The sequence below is a fragment of the Oligoflexus sp. genome (assembly GCF_035712445.1).
Taxonomy (GTDB): domain Bacteria; phylum Bdellovibrionota_B; class Oligoflexia; order Oligoflexales; family Oligoflexaceae; genus Oligoflexus.
Map to the genome: position 1 here is coordinate 33,704 of NZ_DASTAT010000022.1, position 21,025 is coordinate 54,728.

Below are 21,025 nucleotides of genomic sequence, written 5' to 3' on the forward strand. Positions count from 1 at the left end.
TTTTGACAGCCAAAACTCCCAGACCCTTACTTAAGGGACGGGCTTTTCGGACCGATACGAGGACCGGAAACGAGCGCCCACTCGCGAAAACCAGGCTGGGAAAATTTTCCCTGCAAGCACAGAGACATGGCCCGGATGCAGAAACAGCTGATCGGCAATCGCTATCGAATCAAAGGCCTCATCGGAGAAGGGGGCATGGCCTCCGTGTATGCGGCGCTTGATGAAAAACTCGATCGGCGGGTGGCCGTAAAAATTCTGCATCAGCATCTGGCTCGAAACCCCGATATCCGCGAACGCTTCCTTCTCGAAGCGAAAACGGTTTCGAATCTGGATCATCCGAACATCATTAAAGTCTATGATTTCTCGGGACTCGACTCGGAACAGCTCTGGATGGTCTCTGAGATCCTCTATGGGGTGGACCTTGCCGAATATGTGAAGCGTTATCCCAAGAATCGACTGCATCCCATCGTTGCGATCCTGATCGCGCGTGAAGTCTGCCGCGCTTTGCATGAAGCCCATAAACTGAATATCGTGCATCGCGATATCAAACCGGAAAACATCATGCTGCTCGATACGGGGCAGGTGAAGCTCATGGATTTCGGCATCGCCAAGGTGCATCGCGCGAAAGCCACGCAGACCGGGACTTTCATGGGCTCTCCGAGTTACATGTCGCCCGAGCAGATTCGCGGCAGTGATGTGGACGTCCGGGCGGATATCTATAGCCTGTCCGTCCTCTTTTATGAAATCGTCACGGGCGTTCTTCCCTATTCAGGTCAGACGACGGCGGAAGTCATCAATAAGATCATGGTGGGGCGCTATACCGCAGCGAACCTTCTGGCCCCCGAGCTGCCTTTCGTGATCAATGAGATCATCAATAAAGGCATGAAGAGCGCGAAAGAGGAACGCTTCCAGGACATCCTGGAAATGGCCGGCGCCTTGGATCACTTCCTTCAGGGTTTTGGTTTTGGCGAAAGCTCCAAGGAACTGGAGCAGTATACGCATAATCGCCTGGCCTTCGACGAACGCCTGGCCAAACTCAAAATGCCGAAGACCACGGTTCCGAAGATTGAATCGCACAAAAATATACTCGATCAGAGCAAGCCCTATAGCTCGCGCAGTCAGCACACGTCCATCAAACGTGATGCCGTCGATCCCATGGCGGAAACCAAGGCCCTGAGCCAGCCGAAGCCTTCACGCGGAGCCACGACACCGCCGCGCAATGCGCGCCCTGCGGATGGCAATCATGGCAACACCGGAACGCGCGGGCATGCCCCGCAGCAGAAGCATACGAATCATCGTCCCGGAACCATGGGCGATTTGCCCACGCAGCTCCTGCCGCAGCAGCCTTCGCCCCAGGCTCCGCAGCCACGACAGCCGTCGTCACACACGCAGCATCCGCAATCCTCGATGCGGCCATCTGCGACCGTGCCTCCTCAGTCGCAGCATTCGCAACACGCGCCTCATTCACAGTCCTCACGCGCGCGGACTCCGGCGCAGAAGGTGATCATTCGCGAAGTCGGCGGCATCGACAAACGCAGAAAGTCCAGCACCAGCACCTATGTGATGTTTGGACTGATCGCGGCCATCGTCCTCGTCTTCATCTTCGGCGGCGATAAGCTCATGAATCAGGTGAAGCGCGACAGCTCCAGGGTTGCTCAGCAGATTGATCCGTCCAAACAGAAAAAACCGACAGCGCCCCGGACCGAACCTGCAGCGCCGCGTCCCGGCAAAGCCGAGCCGGCTCCTGTGGAAATGCCCACGATTCCGGCCGTGGAAAGTCAGACGGTGGTGATCGATCATAATAAGCCGCCGGTCGTCAGCGAGAAGGAAACCGCGACTTTCAAAACGGGTCGTCCGGTGGTGACCACCAATAAAGTCCTGAATGCCTCCAGTCGTCCGAGTCGTCTGGCCATTCAAACGCCACCACCTGAGACGAGCAAACCCAGGAAGGAACCGGATCCGACACCGGATCCCACGCCTCAGGCGCCGCCTGCCAATGAAACAAGGCCGCCTGTGCTGGCTTCCGTTCCCGAAAAGCAGATCGTGACGGATCGACTGCCGCCCGAGCCGCCCCGAAAAGGCGAACCGGGAACACTGCGCGTCTCAGCACTGCCCGCTGCTGAAATATTCATTGATGGCAAACCTTACGGCACCACCAATGATCCCGAAATCGCCGGCCAGGGCATACGCCTGGATCCGGGTTCCTATTCCCTGCGCCTGAAGCGCAAGGGTTACAAGATTGATGAACAGCAGGTTCAGATCAAAGCCAGTGAGCAAAAGAATCTGAACGTCACGCTCTTAAAAACCGTGGATCTCGTCGAACTGAACATTCGGTCCAACCGCAACCCGGCCCAGCTGGTTATTGAAGATCTGAGAGATGGCGGGCGGCGGAAGGAAATGAATATGACCAAGTCGTCCCTGATCTTGAACCTGAGACCGGGGACCTATCGGGTGGTTGTAACCTTTGAACGGGAAGTTGTGAGTCGTGTGTTTGAATTAAGGGAGAGTGAAGGATCTCAGACGTTTACTGCTGACTTCAAGTGAAAGCCATGGAGCCGTCACGTCCTACAAAGAGAAGGTCAAACCTGAGACGGATGCTCACGTTCAGTCTCAGCCTGCTTCTTATTATCTTTCTTCCCGTATCCGCCAGTGGAAAAACGCCTGTCTATAAGCAGGGCCTGCAGCATTACGCCAAGGGCGAATTCGATAAGGCCGTGCAGAGCCTGCAGAACGCCTTGAAAAAGAAGCCGAGCAAGGCTGAGAAAGTCAAAATCTATAAATACATTGGCCTGAGCCTTTATACCCTGGGCCGCCAGGCCGAGGCCGAGAAAAATTTCGAGCAGTGTCTGGCCACCGATTCGGCCTGCAGCATCGAAGCCAAGGAAGCCCTCGATGAATCCGTTCTGCCCTTCTTCCAAAACATCAAGCGCGGCGTCAACGAAAGAAAGAATGCACCGAAACCCAAGACCCGCATTCTGGTCAAAACACCGATCAAGGACGCTGAAATCCTGATGGATGGCATCCTCCTGGGTCCCGCCAATGCTTCACTCGATGCGAACCCAGGGACGCGCGAGATCACCCTGCAGGCGAAAGGCTATCGGCCTCGCCGCGTGAAGATCGCCGTGAATAAGAACGTTGAGAACGTCTACGAAATCTCTCTGGATAAACTGCCGCCCAAGGTGGATGCCAAGGCCCTGGAGCGGGAGAAGGAAAAGGAAAGAGAGCGCGAGCGGGACAAAGCCAAACAGCAGAAAATCGCGCGCGAAAAGGCCAAGGAAAAGGAACGTGATCGGGAACGCGCAGCCCGCAAGCTTGAGGCGCGCAAGGAAAAGGAAAAGAAAGAGAAAGAAAAGGAAAAGGTTCCGCCTGTCCTTCCGAATGAGGATGAAAGCGCGAAAAAACTCGCGGATCCCGGACCGGAGCCGAAGAAGGAGAGCCTTGAGATGCCGGAAGAAAAAGGCCCTCCGGTCACAGCCGCAGCCTCGTCCCCAGCGGATGTTCCCGCCGAGCTGGAGCGCGAACCCGTGAGCATCGCGCACTTTCTGCCGCTCGGCGTTGGTCAGTTCTATAACGGCGATTATCTCCTGGGAACGCTGTTCCTGACCACGCAGCTCTATGCCGGAGCCGTCATCGTGCAGGCCAATCAGGATATTCAGCAGGCCGAGGACAATGAGCAGGCCGCGATTCGGCGCGCGCAGGTCGATCCCACCGTGACGCCCGACGATCTTCTCGCGTTCTCACAGGCCAAGCAGGCTTTCGTGAAAGATAAGCAGGAGCGATTGAATCTCGCTTTGGGAGCTGCGGCGGGCACCTATGTCTTCGGCGTGGTGCATGCACTCATCATGCGGCCTTACGTTTTGCCCGCCGCGGTCAGCATGCAGCTCATGCCCACCGGGAATCAGGGCCTTGAGCTGCAGGTTCACTGGGATTTTTAATGAGTCGTCGCGGGTGGGGTGGGCTGCCCCGTCCTATCCTTCCGCAGGGAATTGCCATACTGCACCAGAGTCTGCATCAAAACCTTGCGGCTGATAGGCTTGCTGATATGGGAATTGAAACCGCTCGCAAGGCAGCGCTGCCGCTCCTCGCCCATCGCATGCGCGGTCAATGCCACAATCGGTTTGCCATAACCCTGACGTCTGAGTTCCTGCGCCGCGGCATAGCCATCCATCTCGGGCATCTGAAGATCCATGAGGATGCAATCAAAGGCGCCACCAAGAGCCTTCTGCACACCTTCGCGACCGTTCGAGGCCGTCTCCACTTTCACGCCGCTCATCTTCAGCATGCGCGTGACGAGCAGCTGATTGTCCTGACTATCTTCCACCAAAAGCACTTTCAGATGATCCAAAGAGATGCTGACTTCCTCGGGCCGCACTTCGGCACCGGCGCGGATCGGAGCCACAGTGCGCATGGTTTCACCCGGATCTATCGTCACAGTGAATTCACTGCCGACACCGGGAACGCTGCTGGTCAGCTCCACATCCCCGCCCAGGGAACTGGCGAGTTTTTTGGAAAGGACCAGTCCAAGTCCAGTTCCACCGAATCGCCGCGTGGTCGAGCTATCCGCCTGGGCAAAGGGCTCGAACAGCCGGGTCGCCTGTATGCTGCTGATCCCGCGACCGGTATCCCGAATGATAAAGGCCAAACGCTGGCGACCATTGTCGCCTTCCGTTTGCCGGATGGTCACCGAAATCAGACCATGATCGGTGAACTTGATCGCATTGCCCACGATATTGAAGAGCACCTGGCGGAGACGCAGGGGATCGGTCGTGATATGCGAAGGCACCTGGCCCTCGGTCGTGACCGTGAGCCTGAGGCCTTTTTCCCTTGCTTCCAGCGACAGCAGCATATTGATATCGGTCAGGATATCATCCAAAGGCACCAGCACTTTCTCGACATCGAGCTTGCCCGCTTCGACCTTCGAGAGATCCAAAATATCGTTGATGATATTGGAAAGGAGTTTACCGTTCCGCTTGATGACTTCCACGCAGTTCATGCGCTCGGAAAGCGGCTGATTCTCGTCCAGCATCAGCTCGGAAAAGCCCATCACAGCGCCCAGAGGCGTGCGGATTTCGTGGCTCATGTTGGCCAGGAACGCGCTCTTCGCCTTGTTCGCGGCTTCGGCCAATTCCTTGGCCGCGACGAGTTCCTCCTGCTTTTTACGCAGAAGGCGCTCGATCCGCTCCCTTTCACTGATCTCGGCCCGCAAAGCTTTGTTGGCCTGCTCCAGTTCCGCCGTTCGTTCCTTCACGCGAATATCGAGGATCTCGTAAGCACGCTGCAGGGTTTCATCGGCCGTCTTGCGATCGGTGATATCGCGGGTGACGATGGCAAAGCCCCGCAATTGATCCGAAGAGTCCCAAAGGGCCGTGATCACCGAGTTGGCCCAGAACATGGAACCATCGCGACGAACGCGCAGAGCTTCCTCTTCAAATTTGCCGTCTTCGATGGCCTTGTAAAGACCCAGTTCGGGAATGCCCTGCTCGATGGCCTGCGCCGTATAAAAAACCGAGTGGCTCTGGCCGATGATTTCCACGCTGTCGTAACCTTTGATGCGACGCGCCCCATCATTCCAGGTCCGCACATTCCCCTTCTGATCCAGCATATAGATCGCGTGATCCTTCACTCCCGCCACGAGCAGGCGGAAACGCTCTTCGCTTTCCTTCAGGGTCTGCTCCGCTTTCTTGCGCTGAATGAAAAGGCCGACGCGTGATCCGATATCCACCAGCGCGGAAAGGACAAGGCCGTCCTCGCTGCCGATCGAGGCATCAATGAATTCCACGACGCCGACGAGCTGATCGCCTTCCCAAATGGGAAGCGCGACGATGCCCCTCTCCTGCTTATCGCTGAACACGCGGCCGCGCTGCAGATGCTGGGAACCTTCCCTTATCCACATGGGACAGGCTTTTTCCCAGGCGATTCCTACTCCGTCTTCACCTTTTTCCAGCTTCACGCCCTGGGTGTGTTCCGCGAGTTCATGCATGGCTGGGGACTGATCGTGCCAGATATGATGGACCTGCATAAGCTGGGGGTCGCCATCAATCGACCAGATCGCCGACCAGCTCCATTCCAGACCGCGGCCGACGATTTCCAGGAGGCGCGGCATCGCCTCGACGATGCCATTGGATTCCGCCAGGATGCGGGTCACATCCAGCTGGATGCGCTGCATCTTTTCGATACGCTTTTTATAGGCGTTTTCCAAAAGGGCTTCACGGATCTGCTGCGATTGGATGGCCGCCTGCTGCTTCAGTTCTGCGATGCGATATTCTTTTTCGCGCCTTTCGCTTTCCAGAAGCTCCGCGACCTGGCTGCGGATCAGAAGCTTTTGGCGGAAGAGCTGCACGAACACAGCGACCTTCGCCTTCACCACTTCCGGAGCCAAAGGCTTTTGCAGATAATCCACGGCGCCGACATCATAACCACGGAAGATATCCGCGACATCGGCTTCCATGGCTGTCAGGAAAATAATGGGAATCTCGCGCAGGCTATCCGATTTTTTGATTCGAGTCGCCAGCTCGAAACCATCCATGCCCGGCATCATCACATCCGCGAGGATGACGGCGAATTCTGCGCTCTTCAATTTTTCCAGAGCCTCAAGCCCCGACGTTGCCATGACAAGGTTATAGTCCGGCATGCAAAGAAAAGATTCGAGGGCAATCAAATTGCTCGGCTTGTCATCGACCAACAAAATATTCACTGTTGGCTGCGTCTGAGCCGCTGCCGAATCCATACAGACTCCCTTAGTTCACCGAAGCTTTTTTTATCTGTAACCAAGCATACATGACTGAGAGCAGTTTTTCCGGATCAACGGGCTTGGTCACATAATCCGAGGCACCAGCCTGAATTGCCTTATCACGATCGCCTTTCATGGCTTTGGCTGTCAAAGAGATAATGGGCAAACGGCTGAAACGCGGGTCCTGCCTTATGGTCCGGGTCGCCTCGATGCCATCCATTTCCGGCATCATCATATCCATGAGCACCAGATCCACGTCTGGATGAGCCTGCAGATGTGAAATAGCGACCTTGCCATTTTCAGCATGTATGACTTGCATTTTGCGTTCTTCAAGAACCGAGTCAATCGCAAAGATATTGCGGCTATCATCATCCACAACCAGAATCTTGGCGCCATTGAAGTCGGCATCCTGCGGTAAAGCCGGAATGTGGGAGTTGTTTTCCGTGCTGGACTCCACAGACACAGGCTGTGTCAGTTCAACGCCATTATAATTCTGCGGTAAATAAAGGGTAAAGGTGCTGCCCTGATCCGGAGCACTGACGACTTCCAGCCATCCCCCGAGGAGGCGCGTGATCTCGCGACTGATGGTCAGACCAAGGCCTGTTCCGCCGTACTTCCGGCTCGTCGTTCCATCGGCCTGCTGGAAGGCTTCGAAGATGAGTTTTTGTTTTTCAATCGGAATGCCGATGCCCGTATCCCGCACGGCGAAGGCCACCACGGTTCCCGACTGGGGGATGATGCCGTGACCGATGCGCTGCTCTTTGCTGACCGGACTCACCGTCATGACCACACGGCCACGTTCGGTGAACTTGAAAGCATTCGACAGAAGATTTTTGAGAATCTGCTGCAGGCGGTTGACGTCGGTGAACATCGTCCGCGGCAGGTTCTGGTCCATGATGATCTGGAAATCCAGGCCTTTTTGTTCCGCCATATGACGGAAGGTGCGTTCCACATAGTCCTGAACTTCCGGCAGATCGAACTCTTTCGGGTTGATCGGCATCTTGCCCGCTTCGATTTTGGACAGATCCAGAATCTCATTGATCAGGGCCAGAAGATCGTTACCCGATGAGTAGACGGTGCTGGCGAATTTCACCTGCTCCGGCGTCAGGTTTCTGTCCTTATTATCGGCCAGCATCTTCGAAAGGATCAAAAGGCTATTCAAAGGGGTACGGAGTTCATGCGACATGTTCGCCAGGAACTCCGACTTGTACTTGGAAATAAGCTGCAGCTGCTCGGCTTTTTCTTCGACGCTGCGCGACGCCAGTTCCACCTCGCGGTTTTTGACTTCGAGGAGCTTGGCTTTTTCGTTCAGCTCGTTCGCCTGGGCTTCGAGTTCGGCGTTGGACCGTTTCAGCTCCTGCAGCAGTTCTTCCGTCCGCATCGAGGACGAGATCATGTTCAAAATCACGCCGATGGAATCCATCAGCTGATCCAGGAAACTCAGATGGTTTTCGCTGAAGATCTTGAACGAGGCGAGTTCGATGACGGCCTTGATTTCCCCTTCGAAAAGAACGGGCAGCACCACCACGTTGCGAGCGGGCGCATCGCCCATGCCCGAGGTGATATGAATGAAGCCCTCGGGAACATCGGACATCAGGATGCGCTTTTTCTCGAAGGCGCACTGACCGATCAGGCTCTCTTTCAAACGATAGGTATGCGAGAGGCTCTTTCTGACTGAATAACCATAGCTCGCGATCAGATTCAGAACCGGAGTGGTCCGATCGTCGGCGGTTTCCATCATGAAAAAGCCGCCATGCTGCGCGCCGACCAGCGGGGTCAGCTCGGACATGATCAGCTGGGCTACCGAGATGATATTGCGCTGACCCTGCATCATACCCGAGAACTTCGCGAGGTTGGTTTTCAGCCAGTCCTGCTCGTTGTTCTTCTGGGTCGTGTCCTTCAGGTTCGCAATCATCTGGTTGATGTTGTCTTTCAGCGCGGCCACCTCGCCCATCGCTTCGACGTTGATCGAACGGGTCAGGTCACCCTTCGTTACCGCGGTCGAGACTTCGGCAATCGCACGCACCTGAGAGGTCAGGTTACCGGCGAGCTGGTTCACGTTATCGGTCAAATCACGCCAGGTGCCGAAGGCTCCTGGGACTTTCGCCTGTCCACCCAGCTTCCCTTCGATCCCGACCTCGCGGGCCACAGTCGTCACCTGATCGGCGAAGGTGCGGAGAGTATCGGTCATGCTGTTGATGGTTTCCGCGAGCGCGGCCACCTCGCCTTTCGCTTCCAGGACGAATTTCTCGTTCAGATTACCATTCGCAACGGCCGTCACGACCTTCACGATACCGCGCACCTGGGTGGTGAGGTTCGAGGCCATGATATTCACGTTATCGGTCAAGTCCTTCCAGGTACCGGCCACACCAGGCACGCGGGCCTGGGCTCCCAGCTTCCCTTCGATCCCGACCTCACGGGCGACCGTGGTCACCTGATCGGCGAAGATGCGGAGCGTATCGGTCATGCTGTTGATGGTTTCCGCGAGGGCGGCCACCTCGCCTTTGGCTTCGAGCACGAATTTCTCGTTCAGGTTTCCGTTGGCCACCGCGGTCACGACCTTGATGATACCGCGCACCTGTTTGGTGAGGTTACCAGCCATGAAGTTTACGTTATCGGTCAGGTCCTTCCAGATGCCTGAAACGCCCTTCACTTCCGCCTGGCCACCGAGTTTTCCTTCCGTGCCCACCTCTTTCGCCACACGGGTTACTTCGGCTGCGAAGGAGTTCAGCTGATCCACCATCACGTTGATCGTGTTCTTCAGCTCCAGGATCTCGCCCTTCGCATCAACCGTAATTTTCTGGGACAAATCGCCCTTCGCAACGGCTGTTGTCACTTTTGCGATGTTACGCACCTGAGCGGTGAGGTTTCCTGCGAGACCGTTCACGTTATCGGTCAGGTCCTTCCAGGTTCCCGACACACCCTTCACTTCCGCCTGGCCACCGAGCTTCCCTTCGGTACCCACCTCTTTCGCCACACGGGTTACCTCGGCTGCGAAGGAGTTCAGCTGATCCACCATCACGTTGATCGTGTTCTTCAGCTCCAGGATCTCGCCCTTCGCGTCGACTGTAATCTTCTGCGAGAGGTCACCCTTTGCAACAGCCGTGGTTACTTTTGCAATGTTACGCACCTGGGTTGTCAGGTTAGCGGCCAGACCGTTTACGTTATCAGTCAGGTCTTTCCAGGTTCCCGATACGCCTTTCACATCCGCCTGGCCACCGAGTTTTCCTTCGGTGCCCACCTCTTTCGCCACACGGGTTACCTCGGCTGCGAAGGAGCGGAGCGTATCCACCATCGTGTTGATGGTATTTTTAAGTTCGGAGATCTCGCCCTTCGCATCGACCGTAATTTTCTGCGAAAGGTCACCCTTCGCAACGGCCGTCGTTACGTTTGCGATATTACGCACCTGAGCGGTCAGGTTTGCAGCAAGGCCGTTCACGTTATCGGTCAGGTCCTTCCAGGTGCCGGCGACGCCTTTAACGTCGGCCTGGCCACCCAGCTTTCCTTCGGTACCCACCTCTTTCGCCACACGGGTTACTTCGGCTGCGAAGGAGTTCAGCTGATCCACCATCACGTTGATCGTGTTCTTCAGCTCCAGGATCTCGCCCTTCGCATCGACCGTGATTTTCTGCGAAAGGTCACCCTTCGCAACGGCCGTCGTCACCTTCGCGATGTTACGCACCTGCGCGGTCAGATTTCCTGCCAGACCGTTCACATTATCGGTCAGGTCCTTCCAGGTACCGGCGACGCCTTTAACGTCGGCCTGGCCACCCAGCTTCCCTTCGGTACCCACCTCTTTCGCCACACGGGTTACCTCGGCTGCGAAGGAGTTCAGCTGATCCACCATCACGTTGATCGTGTTCTTCAGCTCCAGGATCTCGCCCTTCGCATCGACCGTAATTTTCTGCGACAGGTCACCCTTCGCAACGGCCGTCGTCACCTTTGCGATGTTACGCACCTGCGCGGTCAGATTTCCTGCGAGGCCGTTCACGTTATCGGTCAGATCCTTCCAGGTTCCCGACACGCCTTTCACATCCGCCTGGCCACCGAGTTTGCCTTCGGTACCGACCTCTTTCGCCACACGGGTTACCTCGGCAGCGAAGGAGCGCAGCGTATCCACCATCGTATTGATGGTATTTTTCAGCTCAAGGATCTCGCCCTTCGCATCGACCGTAATCTTCTGCGAAAGGTCACCGTTCGCCACCGCAGTGGTTACTTTTGCGATGTTACGCACCTGAGCGGTAAGGTTGCCTGCAAGGCCGTTCACGTTATCGGTCAGGTCCTTCCAGGTTCCCGACACGCCTTTCACATCGGCCTGTCCGGCCAGCTTCCCTTCGGTTCCCACTTCCTTGGCCACACGAGTTACCTCGGCAGCGAAGGAGCGCAGCGTATCCACCATCGTGTTGATGGTATTCTTCAGTTCATAAATCTCACCGCGCGCATCCACAGTGATTTTCTGGGAAAGGTCACCGTTCGCCACCGCGGTGGTTACTTTTGCGATGTTACGCACCTGAGCGGTGAGGTTCGCTGCCAGACCGTTGACGTTATCGGTCAGGTCCTTCCAGGTCCCCGATACGCCCTTCACTTCCGCCTGGCCACCGAGTTTCCCTTCAGTACCGACTTCCTTGGCCACGCGCGTGACTTCAGCCGCGAACGACGACAGCTGGTCCACCATCACGTTGATCGTGTTCTTCAGCTCCAGGATTTCCCCGCGCGCATCGACCGTGATTTTCTGGGTAAGATCGCCTTTGGCAACGGCCGTCGTCACCTTTGCGATGTTACGCACCTGCGCCGTCAGGTTACCGGCAAGGCCATTCACATTATCCGTCAGGTCCCGCCAGGTTCCCGACACGCCTTTCACATCCGCCTGACCACCCAGCTTCCCTTCGTTACCGACCTCTTTCGCGACCCGGGTTACTTCGGCAGCGAAGGAGTTCAGCTGGTCCACCATCGAGTTTACCGTGGTGCCAATGCGGAGAAATTCACCACGTACCGGACGGCCTTCGATTTCCAGTATCATTTTTTGCGAAAGGTCGCCCTTTGCCACCGCCGTGATCACGCGCGCAACTTCATTCGTCGGTGCGACAAGGTCACCGATCAGCTGGTTCACCGAATTGACGCTGGTGGCCCACGAACCCTTGGCCGGGCCGACCGACGCACGTTCCGTCATGCGCCCTTCCTGACCGACGATCTTGCCAACCCGGACCAGTTCGTTCGAAAGGTGTTCGTTAAGCCCGATGATATCGTTGAGAAGCTCGCCCACGCGGCCCAGGATATCGCCTTTTTCATAGTCAAAGCGCACCGAGAAATCCCCGGATTTCACCGCTTTCAGGACTTCGACCAATTGCTCGATTTCGTCTTTCTCGGCCAGCGCCACCTGCTCCCATTCGGAGCCCCGCGAAGGCTTGGCGCGATTAGGTTTCGAGGAACGAGGGTCGTGGGAATTGCCTTGAAAAGTTCCCGCTTGTTTAAAACTGCGATGAGCTTTGACTTCTTTTTCAGCCGTGGGCTTCATTCCGAAAACCTCTAAATAAGGCGTCATATTTAAGAAATTATACGAGACTTTGGACAATATGGGTCGTGACTGCGAAACAATCCAGTGATCCAGCTTGGCGGTAAAAAACGATCAGATCCAACTTAGACGCTCATCAGGAAGAACCTCAAGCTAAATCTGACGAGGTCGTCAGTGCGAATCTGCTTCCCTGCATGCCTACACCCTTGAGGGAAAATTCGCAAAAAGCCAAAGAGACCGAAGGCAATTTCCTTCATGTACTTTTAGACCTTCATCTTCAAAAAGGCTGTCTCCAAAATACTACAGTGTAATCAGCATTTTGAAGGTTGATTAATGAGCATAACCCTGCCAGCCTTAGAGCACAGCTTGCTCTGGAACCTTCATCGCATGGGTCACCCTGGGAGATTGGATGACAAGCGCAAGGCTCGACCAGAATATCGAAAAATTCATTTATGCCTGCATCAACTCCGTGGAGCAGCTTGAGATCCTTTTGCTTTTACGCAATAGGCAGGAAAGTGATGCGGATACAATTACCCAGGAATTGCGCACGACATCTTCGTCTGTCGAAAAGCGATTGGCGGATCTTATGCGTAAAAACCTGGTGACTCTGCGTGAGCATGAGGGCAAACGGACTTATGTCTATGATCCCCCGAGCCAGTATGTCGAGACCCTGGATCAATTGGCGTCTCTTTACAACACGCATCGCGTGTCCGTGATCAATCTGATTTTCTCCAAACCACCCGATGCCCTGACCGGCTTTTCGGATGCTTTTCGATTTAAGGAGTGACCATGGCATCCATAGTGTATGCTTTGTCGACCTTGACCTGCATTGCCTGCGCGTATCTCTTGCTGCGGTCCTTCAAGCGCAATGGAACGCGCCTGCTCCTTTGGAGTGGGCTCTGCTTCGTGGGGCTCGCCTTGAATAATGTGCTGGCAACCATAGACGTGAATACGCCCGCAGAACTTATGGACTTGTCTACGCTGCGTGTTATGGTATCCATCATCAGTGTTGCGATATTAATCTATGGTCTGACCTGGGAATCCATCTGAACGCAGATGAGGGGACGATGCGTTTATTCTTATCTGGAATGTTTTCAGCCTTGGCCTTCGTAGTCTCACTGTTCTTTTTGAAATTCTATGTGAGAACCCACGATCGCCTGTTCATTTGTTTCTCGCTGGCCTTTCTTCTGCTCGGCGTGGAACGGGTGATGATTTCCATTCTTGAGATATCCAATGAAAACGTCGGCCTCGTGATCCTCATGCGTCTGGTCTCGCTCTCACTGATCCTGGCGGCCATTATCGACAAAAACCGTCGCGGCGCCCGCGACTGACTCCTCCGCATAGAACTCGACAGACTTCCCTTCATCCACTACGATGAGCCTCATCCACCTAGCACCGAGGCACAGGGCATGAATATACAAGAGGCACTGAAGCAATGGGGCATAGCCCTGACCGGGGGCATTGCCTGTGGTAAGTCGACCATCGCCTCCATCATACGTCAGCAAGGCTATATCGTTCTGGATGCCGACGCCCTCTCCAGAGCGGTCGTGGAACCAGGCACGGAAGGTCTCGCCACGGTCGCCAAAACATTCGGACCGACAGTCATCAATAGCGACGGCAGCATGAATAGGAAGGTCATGCGCGAGCTGATCTTTCAGGACCCCGTGCGCCGTGAGCAGCTCGAATCCATCATTCATCCCCGCCTGCAGGACGAGACGCAAAAAATCCTGGAAACCAAGGGTTTTTTTGACAATCCCCGCACCTGGTTCTATGAAGCCAGCCTGATCTATGAAAGGGACCGCGCGGCGGACTTCAAAGCGGTTTGGGTTGCCTTTTGCCCCATGGAACTTCAGATCACCCGCGTCATGGATCGCGACCGCTGCACCAGGGATCTGGCCGAAGCCATCCTCGCCGCGCAAATGCCAGCGATCGAAAAAGCCAAGCGGGCGGATAAGGTGATCAATACCGATTGCAGTTTTTCCGAACTCGAGCAGCGGGTGCGAGAGGCTCTATTGGACCTTTAAATCAGCGGGTTGAACTTGAAGAAAAAGCGCACAAACGGCCCCAAACGTCGCCATGAGAGTCCACCCATCGTTCTGCGGAATCCTTCGAAACCGCGTCCCCAGGCTGACCCCATCGAGGATCGCATCTCGCCGCAGGACCGGGACGAGATCAAAAAAGCGAAGCAGTATACGGACAGCGCGCTGCAGAAATGGTTGCGCGAGGCGGAGGCCAACGCCCGTAAACCGCGCAAGGACATGAGTCACGTTCCTTTGATCGATCAGCTCGATCCCTGGCAAAGGGAGGCTTTCGATGCGCTCCTGAACGGCGAGCACGTGATCGTCGATGCGCCCACCACGGCCGGGAAAACGCGCGTGGTTGAAGCTTTTTTTGAGATCAACCTCGACCAGCCGCGCTTTCGGGCCGCCTACACCACACCGGTAAAAAGCCTTTCGAACGATAAACTGCGTGAATTCAGCGAGACCTTCGGCAAGGAAAACGTCGGCATCGCGACCGGCGATATCAAGGAAAACCTGGGAGCCCCGATCGTCGTGGCCACCCTTGAGTCCTATCGCAATTCCCTCCTGGGCGTGGAGCCGGACCTCGGCCGCACGCTCGTGGTCTTCGACGAATATCATTTCATGCAGGACGGCAGCCGCGGCAGTGCGTGGGAAGAGGCCATTATCCTGACGCCTCCGACCTGTCAGCTGCTTTTGCTTTCAGCCAGCGTGGATAATGCGGAGCAGTTCTGTGCCTGGATCACCGCCATCAGCGGTCGCCGGTGCCGCCTGATTCAGACCAAGGAGCGGCCGGTTCCTCTGGTCGATCTGATTTATTTTCGCGAGCAGTGGCTGCTGGTCTCGGAAGTCGCGGACATGCTTCCCAAGAAATCGACGGTGCCGGCGCGGTTTCCCCTGGAACAAAGCGAGATCGCCCGCCGTTTGAAATCCATTCCCGGACTTGGCCTGACGCCTTGCATCATTTATGCGGGACGTCGTGCATCGTGCGAGAACATGGCCAATGAACTCTGCAAGCAGCTCGAACCCATTTCGCGCGAGGAATCCCAGCTCATTCGCGATTTGATCGAGAAGGATGCGGAAGTCGAAGATCCGATGAAGTTCATCCAGGTGAATCTGCGGCGCCTTCTGCTCGTCTATGGCGTCGGCTATCATCATTCCGGGATGGCGCCGTATGCGCGCCGGGCTATCGAAAACCTTGTCAAAAACGGTCATCTCCGCTTCTGCGTGGCCACCATGGGGCTCAGCATCGGCATTAACTTTTCCGTGCGCGCGACGCTGATCAGCGATTACACGCGCCCCGGGGAAACCGGCTTCACGCAGTACGCCTCGTCCGAAGTTCTGCAGATGCTCGGCCGCGCCGGACGTCGCGGGAAGGACGTGGTGGGTTTCAGCCTCTGGCCTTCCGTGGCAGCCTGGCAAAAATTCGGCGGCACGCGTCGTGATCGCTGTGAATCGCGTTTGAAAAATGATCCGACCACTTTTCTTGGACTATTGGGTCGAGGCTTCAAACTTCGCGATGTGGAAAATTTTTATGAAAAAAGTTTTCTGCGCTTCGGTGATAAATCGGTTCGCTTTGCTTTGATCCGGGATCAGCCCTTGAAAAAGATTCTGGGTGCAGAGTCCTTGCCCTGTGGGGTTTCTCCGGCCTCGGCCTTCGCTGATTTCCTGGACGAGAAACCCGAGGCTCTGTGCCTCGGCTGTCCACTTCGCGAACGCTGCCATGCGCATATCCAAAAGAATATGGCGAGCAGCCTCGCGCATCTTCACATCCATTTGCATCGCATCGGCTGCATCGATCATAACGAGCAGCTCACGCGTTACGGGGCCATAGCCCGTTACTTCCCGCAGTCGGGCGGCCTGCTCATGGCGCAGCTTATCGACCAGGGCGATATCACCGTCAGCAATCTGCTGGCCGGTCTTGAATTGATGGCAGCCCTCTGCCTCACGCGTTTCAAGGAACCGGATATCGGCCGTGACTATGACTTTCCTTTCGCCTCAGAAAAAGTCGAGGAACGCCTGGAGGAACTTTATCCGCTCGAACTCTTCGAGGAACTCTATGATGCACCGGGACAGCGTCGGGACACCTTCGTCTTCCGTGAATATAATCCACTGGCCGGATCGGTGATCAGCGACTGGGCGCGCGGCATGAGCTGGACCGAGCTGGTGCGCAAGACTACGGATGAACGTTTCGGCCAAGGCGACCTTATGGCTTTGATCTATCGCGCTGCGACCTATCTTCAGTCGCTATCCCAGGCGCGCGTGCCCACACTTGGCTCGGCCGCCGCGTCCCTCCGTGATCAGCTTCTGCGTGAACCTCTGATGCCCTCGTCACATAGGCTCGTTGAAGAGGATGATGAGGAAGCCGAGATACCCGCCATTACTGATGGCGTCTGATTGCGCCCCTGCTTTCATCCTGTTGCTTTCTTACAACGAAAGGCCTTTTGTGCGTAGTTCAACCGCACGAGGCCTTAATCTAAATGAGAGATTTCTAAGAAAGTTTTCGGCCGCGAAGCCAGCTGACAACGCATTTCCCGGGCGTACGCTTTCAGAATTTTTGGTGGAAAATTCCAAACGGTCAGCTTCCCGATTTCTTAATAGTGTTGAAATATTACGACCGACCCACTGCGCCAGACGGCTTGAAATATGTACGCAAAAATTTTTTGAGACTCACAAAACACTGGTTTATAGGTTGACAACCCAACCCGTTAGCGTTAGAACCAGCGTCGGTCTTCCGGCACTACAATCCGTGTCTTTTGGCGGCTAAACCCGCAGAAAAACAAGGGATTCTCTGCCCTCAAAAACCGAAGCCAAATCGGTGTTTTGTAGACCCATAAGAATGCTCGAAAAGCTCAGGCACTGCATTTTAGAGTCCTTTCTCGTTTTTTTCGGCGTTTTTTAAAAATGCCGCACGTACAGACATATCCCCCTTTTCATCACAAAAAGACCAATCACCTTAGGTGCTATGAGCTTTGAGGGGCCCTTCACGGGCCCCCCATAATTTCCTCTTTCCAATAACTTGCTCTCCTTCCTGGAAAATCCATCAAGTTTTGCGCCGGGCCGCCGATCGCCTCCTAGTACGTTGGCGTAGGAATGGAAGGTTTTAGGCATGATTCCATCAAGGCTTTTCCGGGCTGTGTGTGTACTGGCTTTAACGGGCGGTAGTGCACCTCTGCTTGCCGAGAATCTGGAATTCCATCGCGTCTATCGCAGCCCCTATTACTTAGGGCGTGGCGATACAGGTGTTGCGACCGCGGACTATCAGGAAGCCATCTTCTATAACCCCGCGGGTCTGGCTCAAGGGAAAGGTCTCTACAAAGAAACAGTCCTCGTCTCACCAAGTTTTCAGATCTCTACCAAAACCAAGGATCTCGTTCGCCAGGTTCTGGTGCAGGAGGATAATGATCCCGACACTCTGCGCGGCTATCTGGGACGGAACCTCCATCTCGGTTTCAGTAACTTCACAGGTGTCGTCTTCCGTCGCGCTGCAGTCGGTATCCTGGTGTCGTCGGATACGAACGTAATGCTGGCCAAATCTCCTGAGGAACGGGGACTGGAAACCCTGCATGCGGATACTGTGGCCAATCGCGTCGCCGTCTTCAGTGCCGCGGAAGGCTTTTTCAATCAAAAGCTTTTGATCGGTGCGACTGCGAAATACATCATGCGCAATGAGGCGACGCTGGATGTCAGCGCGCTGGATTCCAGCAATATTTCGGAGCAGCTGAGCGCGAATGATGTGGAAGTTTCCCGAAACGGCATCGGGCTCGACCTGGGTGTCATGTATGATATGGACAGGATCCCTTGGCGCTTTGGTCTTCATGTCGAGAACGTCGGCAGCACCAAACTCTCCGCCGGAGAATCAGGCGTCAGCAGCAAGCGCCTGCCGCAGATTGTGACCTTCGGGACCGCGTATGACCTGACCACCAAAATGAGTTCCCTCGTTCTTCAGGCCGACTTCCGCGATGTCGGAGGAGCGGTGGAAAAGGATGTCTTTAAGCGTCTGCATATAGGCAGTGAACTGCAATTCGCCCGTGTGTTCGGTTTCATGGGCGGTCTGAATCAGGGTTATCCCACAGTCGGTCTGTTCCTGAATCTTTATGTCGTGCGTTTTGATGTCGGCGCCTATACGGAAGAGGTGGGGAGCACCGCCGGCATAAGACCGGATCAAAGGCTTTTTTTCCGGCTTAAGGCCGGGTTTTAAGGAGGGTGACGATGAAACATATCCTCCCAACATTGTTTCTGACGCTGAGCCTCGCGGCCTGTGGCAGCAATATCTTCGCGCCCATCGCCGATCCTGATCCCGCGGACGAGGCCACGGCGGCTTTGGATCAACGCAAGTCCGACGAGGCCATCACCATCCTCGAAAAAGCCCTGCAGAAGGAACCGGAAAACTGGCTCTACGTCTCGCTGCTCGCCAGCGCCAAGGCGCAGAAAGCGGGTGTGGATACCACCGATATCGCCCTGGAAATGGCCAAAGGCGGGGAATCGTCCGGCAATCCTTTGACCGCGCTTTTCTCGATACTTCCCTCGGCCACGGATGATGTGATTACCCTGCTCGGGGAAGCCACGGAACTTCTGTCCAGCATTCCGAGCGATCAGCTGGAAGATGGGGACACCTTTAAGATCTCGATGTTCAATACCGCCTTCACGGCTTTGCAGGCCAAGTACTTCGATGCCGATGGCAGCGGGACGTTCACCGTCGAGGAATTGCAAAACCTCGATGAAGCGGCGGCCATCAATATCCTGAACAGTCTTTTGAATGCAGAAAACGCGGCCACCATCTACCAGTCCTCGGGTGGCACGGGTGATGCGACGAGCAACGTCAGCCAGATCCGGGCACAGATTGATGCGCAGCCCGGGGAAACCCAGGCGGATAAACTGCGCAGTTTCCTGGGTACAGGATCCTGACCGGATCGTGATTCCTCGCCAAATTAAACTTGAAAAGTGACCTGGACCGCGGCCACATAGGAGCTGCATCTGCCTGGAAGGGAGCGGTCCATGCGCCATTACTGTTATTTCACCACCACCATCGGGGCTTGCGGATTACTCTGGAATGAAAGTGCCCTTGAGCGTCTGCAGCTGCCGGAAAAAACCCGGGCCGATTTAGAGAAACGCCTGACCGATCAGATGAATCCCTGCACCGAGGTCGAGCTCGCGGCCGCGCCCCCCTGGGTGCAAAAGGCCGCCGTCAGCATCCAAAGACTCTTGCAGCATGGGAACGCCGACCTCGCTTCGATTCCGATTGATGTCAGTCACATGCCACCTTTTTTTCAGAAGGTTTATGCTGTGACGCGCACGATTCCGCCCGGTCAGACCACAAGTTATGGTGCGCTCGCCGAACGTGTCGGTTCACCAGGAGCCGCGCGTGCCGTAGGCCAGGCCATGGGACGTAATCCCTTGCCCCTGATCATTCCCTGTCATCGCGTGCTGGCCGCCGGTGGGAAAGCCGGGGGTTTTTCTGCATTCGGCGGCCTAGTCACCAAACAGCAGCTTTTAGCGATTGAAAGCAGCGCGTCCCTCGATCCTGCTCAGGCCGTTGATTATCTGAAAACCAGGGATCCTGTCCTGGGTCAACTGATGGAACGCGTGGGCCCCTGCCGTCTGCAGCCCAAGCACGGAACCTCGGTTTTTGCAGCCCTCGCGGAAGCCATCGTGTACCAGCAGCTTCATGGCAAGGCCGCGGCCACCATCTTTGCCCGCTTTCGCGGTCTTTACCCGGAAGGGGCCTTCCCCACACCCGCGGAAGTTCTGCGAACGCCTGAAGAGAGCCTGCGCGCGGCCGGTCTTTCCCGATCCAAAATGCTTTCGCTCCTGGATCTGGCCGATCACATTCAAAGGGGAGCCCTGCCGGAAATGGCGGAACTGGCTCAGATGAGCGACGAGGCCGTCATCGAAGCCCTAACCCAGGTGCGCGGCATCGGACCCTGGACCGCAGAAATGCTGCTGATCTTTGACCTGGGTCGACTTGATATTTTGCCGGTCACTGACTATGGTGTGCGGAAAGGCTTCGCTCTGACCTTCCGCAAACGGGATCTGCCCTCCGCGGAAACACTGATACGTCATGGCGAACGTTGGAAACCCTTCCGCTCCCTGGCCTCCTGGTATCTCTGGCGGGCCGTGGATCTGGAAAAACTGGCAAGTGAGTGAACCATGCCCACGTTTGCAGAACCTCTGATTCAATCCATCCACGAACTTTGGTTTGGTGAACTCGATGCCGCAGGTCGGGCCCAGCCTGATAAAGTCAAACAATGGTTCGGCAAGGACCCGGCATTCGATGCTCTGATTCGCAAGCATTATCTGGAATACGTGGACCCTGCGTTCATGGGCGCCTTCGATCGCTGGCCGAAAACGGATGAAGGCCTCGTGGCGTTGACGATACTCCTGGATCAGTTTCCGCGGAATATGTTCCGCGATACCGCCCGCGCTTTCGCCTACGATAAAAAGGGTATGGCGACATCCTTCCTCGTGTTCCAGGAGGATCGCTACCTTAAAATGCAGCCGCTTTATGCTTATTTCTGTTTGATGCCGACCATGCATGCGGAATTTCGCGATGTGCAGGAGATGGGGCTCAATGCCTTCACAAGGCTTCTGGAAGCCGTTCCGGATGTTCATAAGGAAATGATAGACAAGGCCCAGCGCTACGCCAAGGCCCATCGCGATATCATCGACCGCTTCGGTCGCTTTCCGCATCGGAATAAGATTCTCGGTCGTGAGTCCACACCCGAGGAGCTGGCGTTCTTGAAGGAGCCGGGCTCAAGCTTTTGA

General features: G+C 55.7%; 13 protein-coding genes. 11 read left to right on the top strand and 2 right to left on the bottom strand.

Annotation, left to right across the window (positions count from 1 at the left end):
- The first annotated feature begins 126 nt into the window (after positions 1-126).
- Both VFO10_RS04065 and VFO10_RS04070 read left to right on the top strand, forming a co-directional pair.
- On the top strand, positions 127-2,544 hold the full coding sequence (locus VFO10_RS04065) for a protein kinase domain-containing protein (RefSeq protein WP_325137397.1): 2,418 nt from the start codon (positions 127-129) through the stop codon (positions 2,542-2,544).
- 50 nt (positions 2,545-2,594) lie between these two features.
- Positions 2,595-3,935 (top strand): tetratricopeptide repeat protein, encoded by a 1,341-nt coding sequence (locus VFO10_RS04070; protein WP_325137398.1) that lies wholly within the window; start codon positions 2,595-2,597, stop codon positions 3,933-3,935.
- Here the strand turns inward: VFO10_RS04070 and VFO10_RS04075 are convergent.
- Positions 3,932-6,727: a response regulator gene (locus VFO10_RS04075; RefSeq protein WP_325137399.1), complete on the bottom strand. Its 2,796-nt coding sequence runs from the start codon at positions 6,725-6,727 to the stop codon at positions 3,932-3,934. The two genes, VFO10_RS04070 and VFO10_RS04075, sit on opposite strands and share 4 nt — an antisense overlap.
- 10 nt (positions 6,728-6,737) lie before the next feature.
- A complete protein-coding gene (locus tag VFO10_RS04080) occupies positions 6,738-12,245 on the bottom strand; it encodes a HAMP domain-containing protein (protein ID WP_325137400.1) in 5,508 nt (1,835 codons plus the stop codon).
- Positions 12,246-12,651: 406 nt separating this feature from the next.
- On the opposite strand from VFO10_RS04080, the gene VFO10_RS04085 reads away from it, so the two are divergent.
- The 9 genes from VFO10_RS04085 (at position 12,652) to VFO10_RS04125 (ending at position 21,025) form a co-directional block, all read left to right on the top strand.
- Complete coding sequence (locus tag VFO10_RS04085) at positions 12,652-13,029, top strand: hypothetical protein (RefSeq protein ID WP_325137401.1); 378 nt, start codon at positions 12,652-12,654, stop codon at positions 13,027-13,029.
- Positions 13,030-13,031: 2 nt separating this feature from the next.
- A complete protein-coding gene (locus VFO10_RS04090; protein WP_325137402.1) occupies positions 13,032-13,292 on the top strand; it encodes a DUF5985 family protein in 261 nt (86 codons plus the stop codon).
- A gap of 17 nt (positions 13,293-13,309) precedes the next feature.
- Positions 13,310-13,573 carry a DUF5985 family protein gene (locus tag VFO10_RS04095; RefSeq protein ID WP_325137403.1) on the top strand — a complete coding sequence of 88 codons (264 nt, stop codon included), beginning with the start codon at positions 13,310-13,312 and terminating at the stop codon, positions 13,571-13,573.
- Between the two features lie 78 nt (positions 13,574-13,651).
- Entirely contained in the window at positions 13,652-14,266 is a 615-nt protein-coding gene (gene coaE / locus VFO10_RS04100) for a dephospho-CoA kinase (RefSeq protein ID WP_325137404.1), read from the top strand.
- A gap of 15 nt (positions 14,267-14,281) precedes the next feature.
- A complete protein-coding gene (locus VFO10_RS04105; RefSeq protein ID WP_325137405.1) occupies positions 14,282-16,657 on the top strand; it encodes a DEAD/DEAH box helicase in 2,376 nt (791 codons plus the stop codon).
- 712 nt (positions 16,658-17,369) lie between these two features.
- Positions 17,370-18,461: a conjugal transfer protein TraF gene (gene traF, locus VFO10_RS04110; RefSeq protein ID WP_325137406.1), complete on the top strand. Its 1,092-nt coding sequence runs from the start codon at positions 17,370-17,372 to the stop codon at positions 18,459-18,461.
- Between the two features lie 11 nt (positions 18,462-18,472).
- Positions 18,473-19,168: a hypothetical protein gene (locus tag VFO10_RS04115; RefSeq protein WP_325137407.1), complete on the top strand. Its 696-nt coding sequence runs from the start codon at positions 18,473-18,475 to the stop codon at positions 19,166-19,168.
- A gap of 90 nt (positions 19,169-19,258) precedes the next feature.
- Positions 19,259-20,407, top strand: a complete 1,149-nt coding sequence (locus VFO10_RS04120; RefSeq protein WP_325137408.1) for a methylated-DNA--[protein]-cysteine S-methyltransferase — start codon at positions 19,259-19,261, stop codon at positions 20,405-20,407.
- A gap of 3 nt (positions 20,408-20,410) precedes the next feature.
- On the top strand, positions 20,411-21,025 hold the full coding sequence (locus VFO10_RS04125; protein ID WP_325137409.1) for a DUF924 family protein: 615 nt from the start codon (positions 20,411-20,413) through the stop codon (positions 21,023-21,025).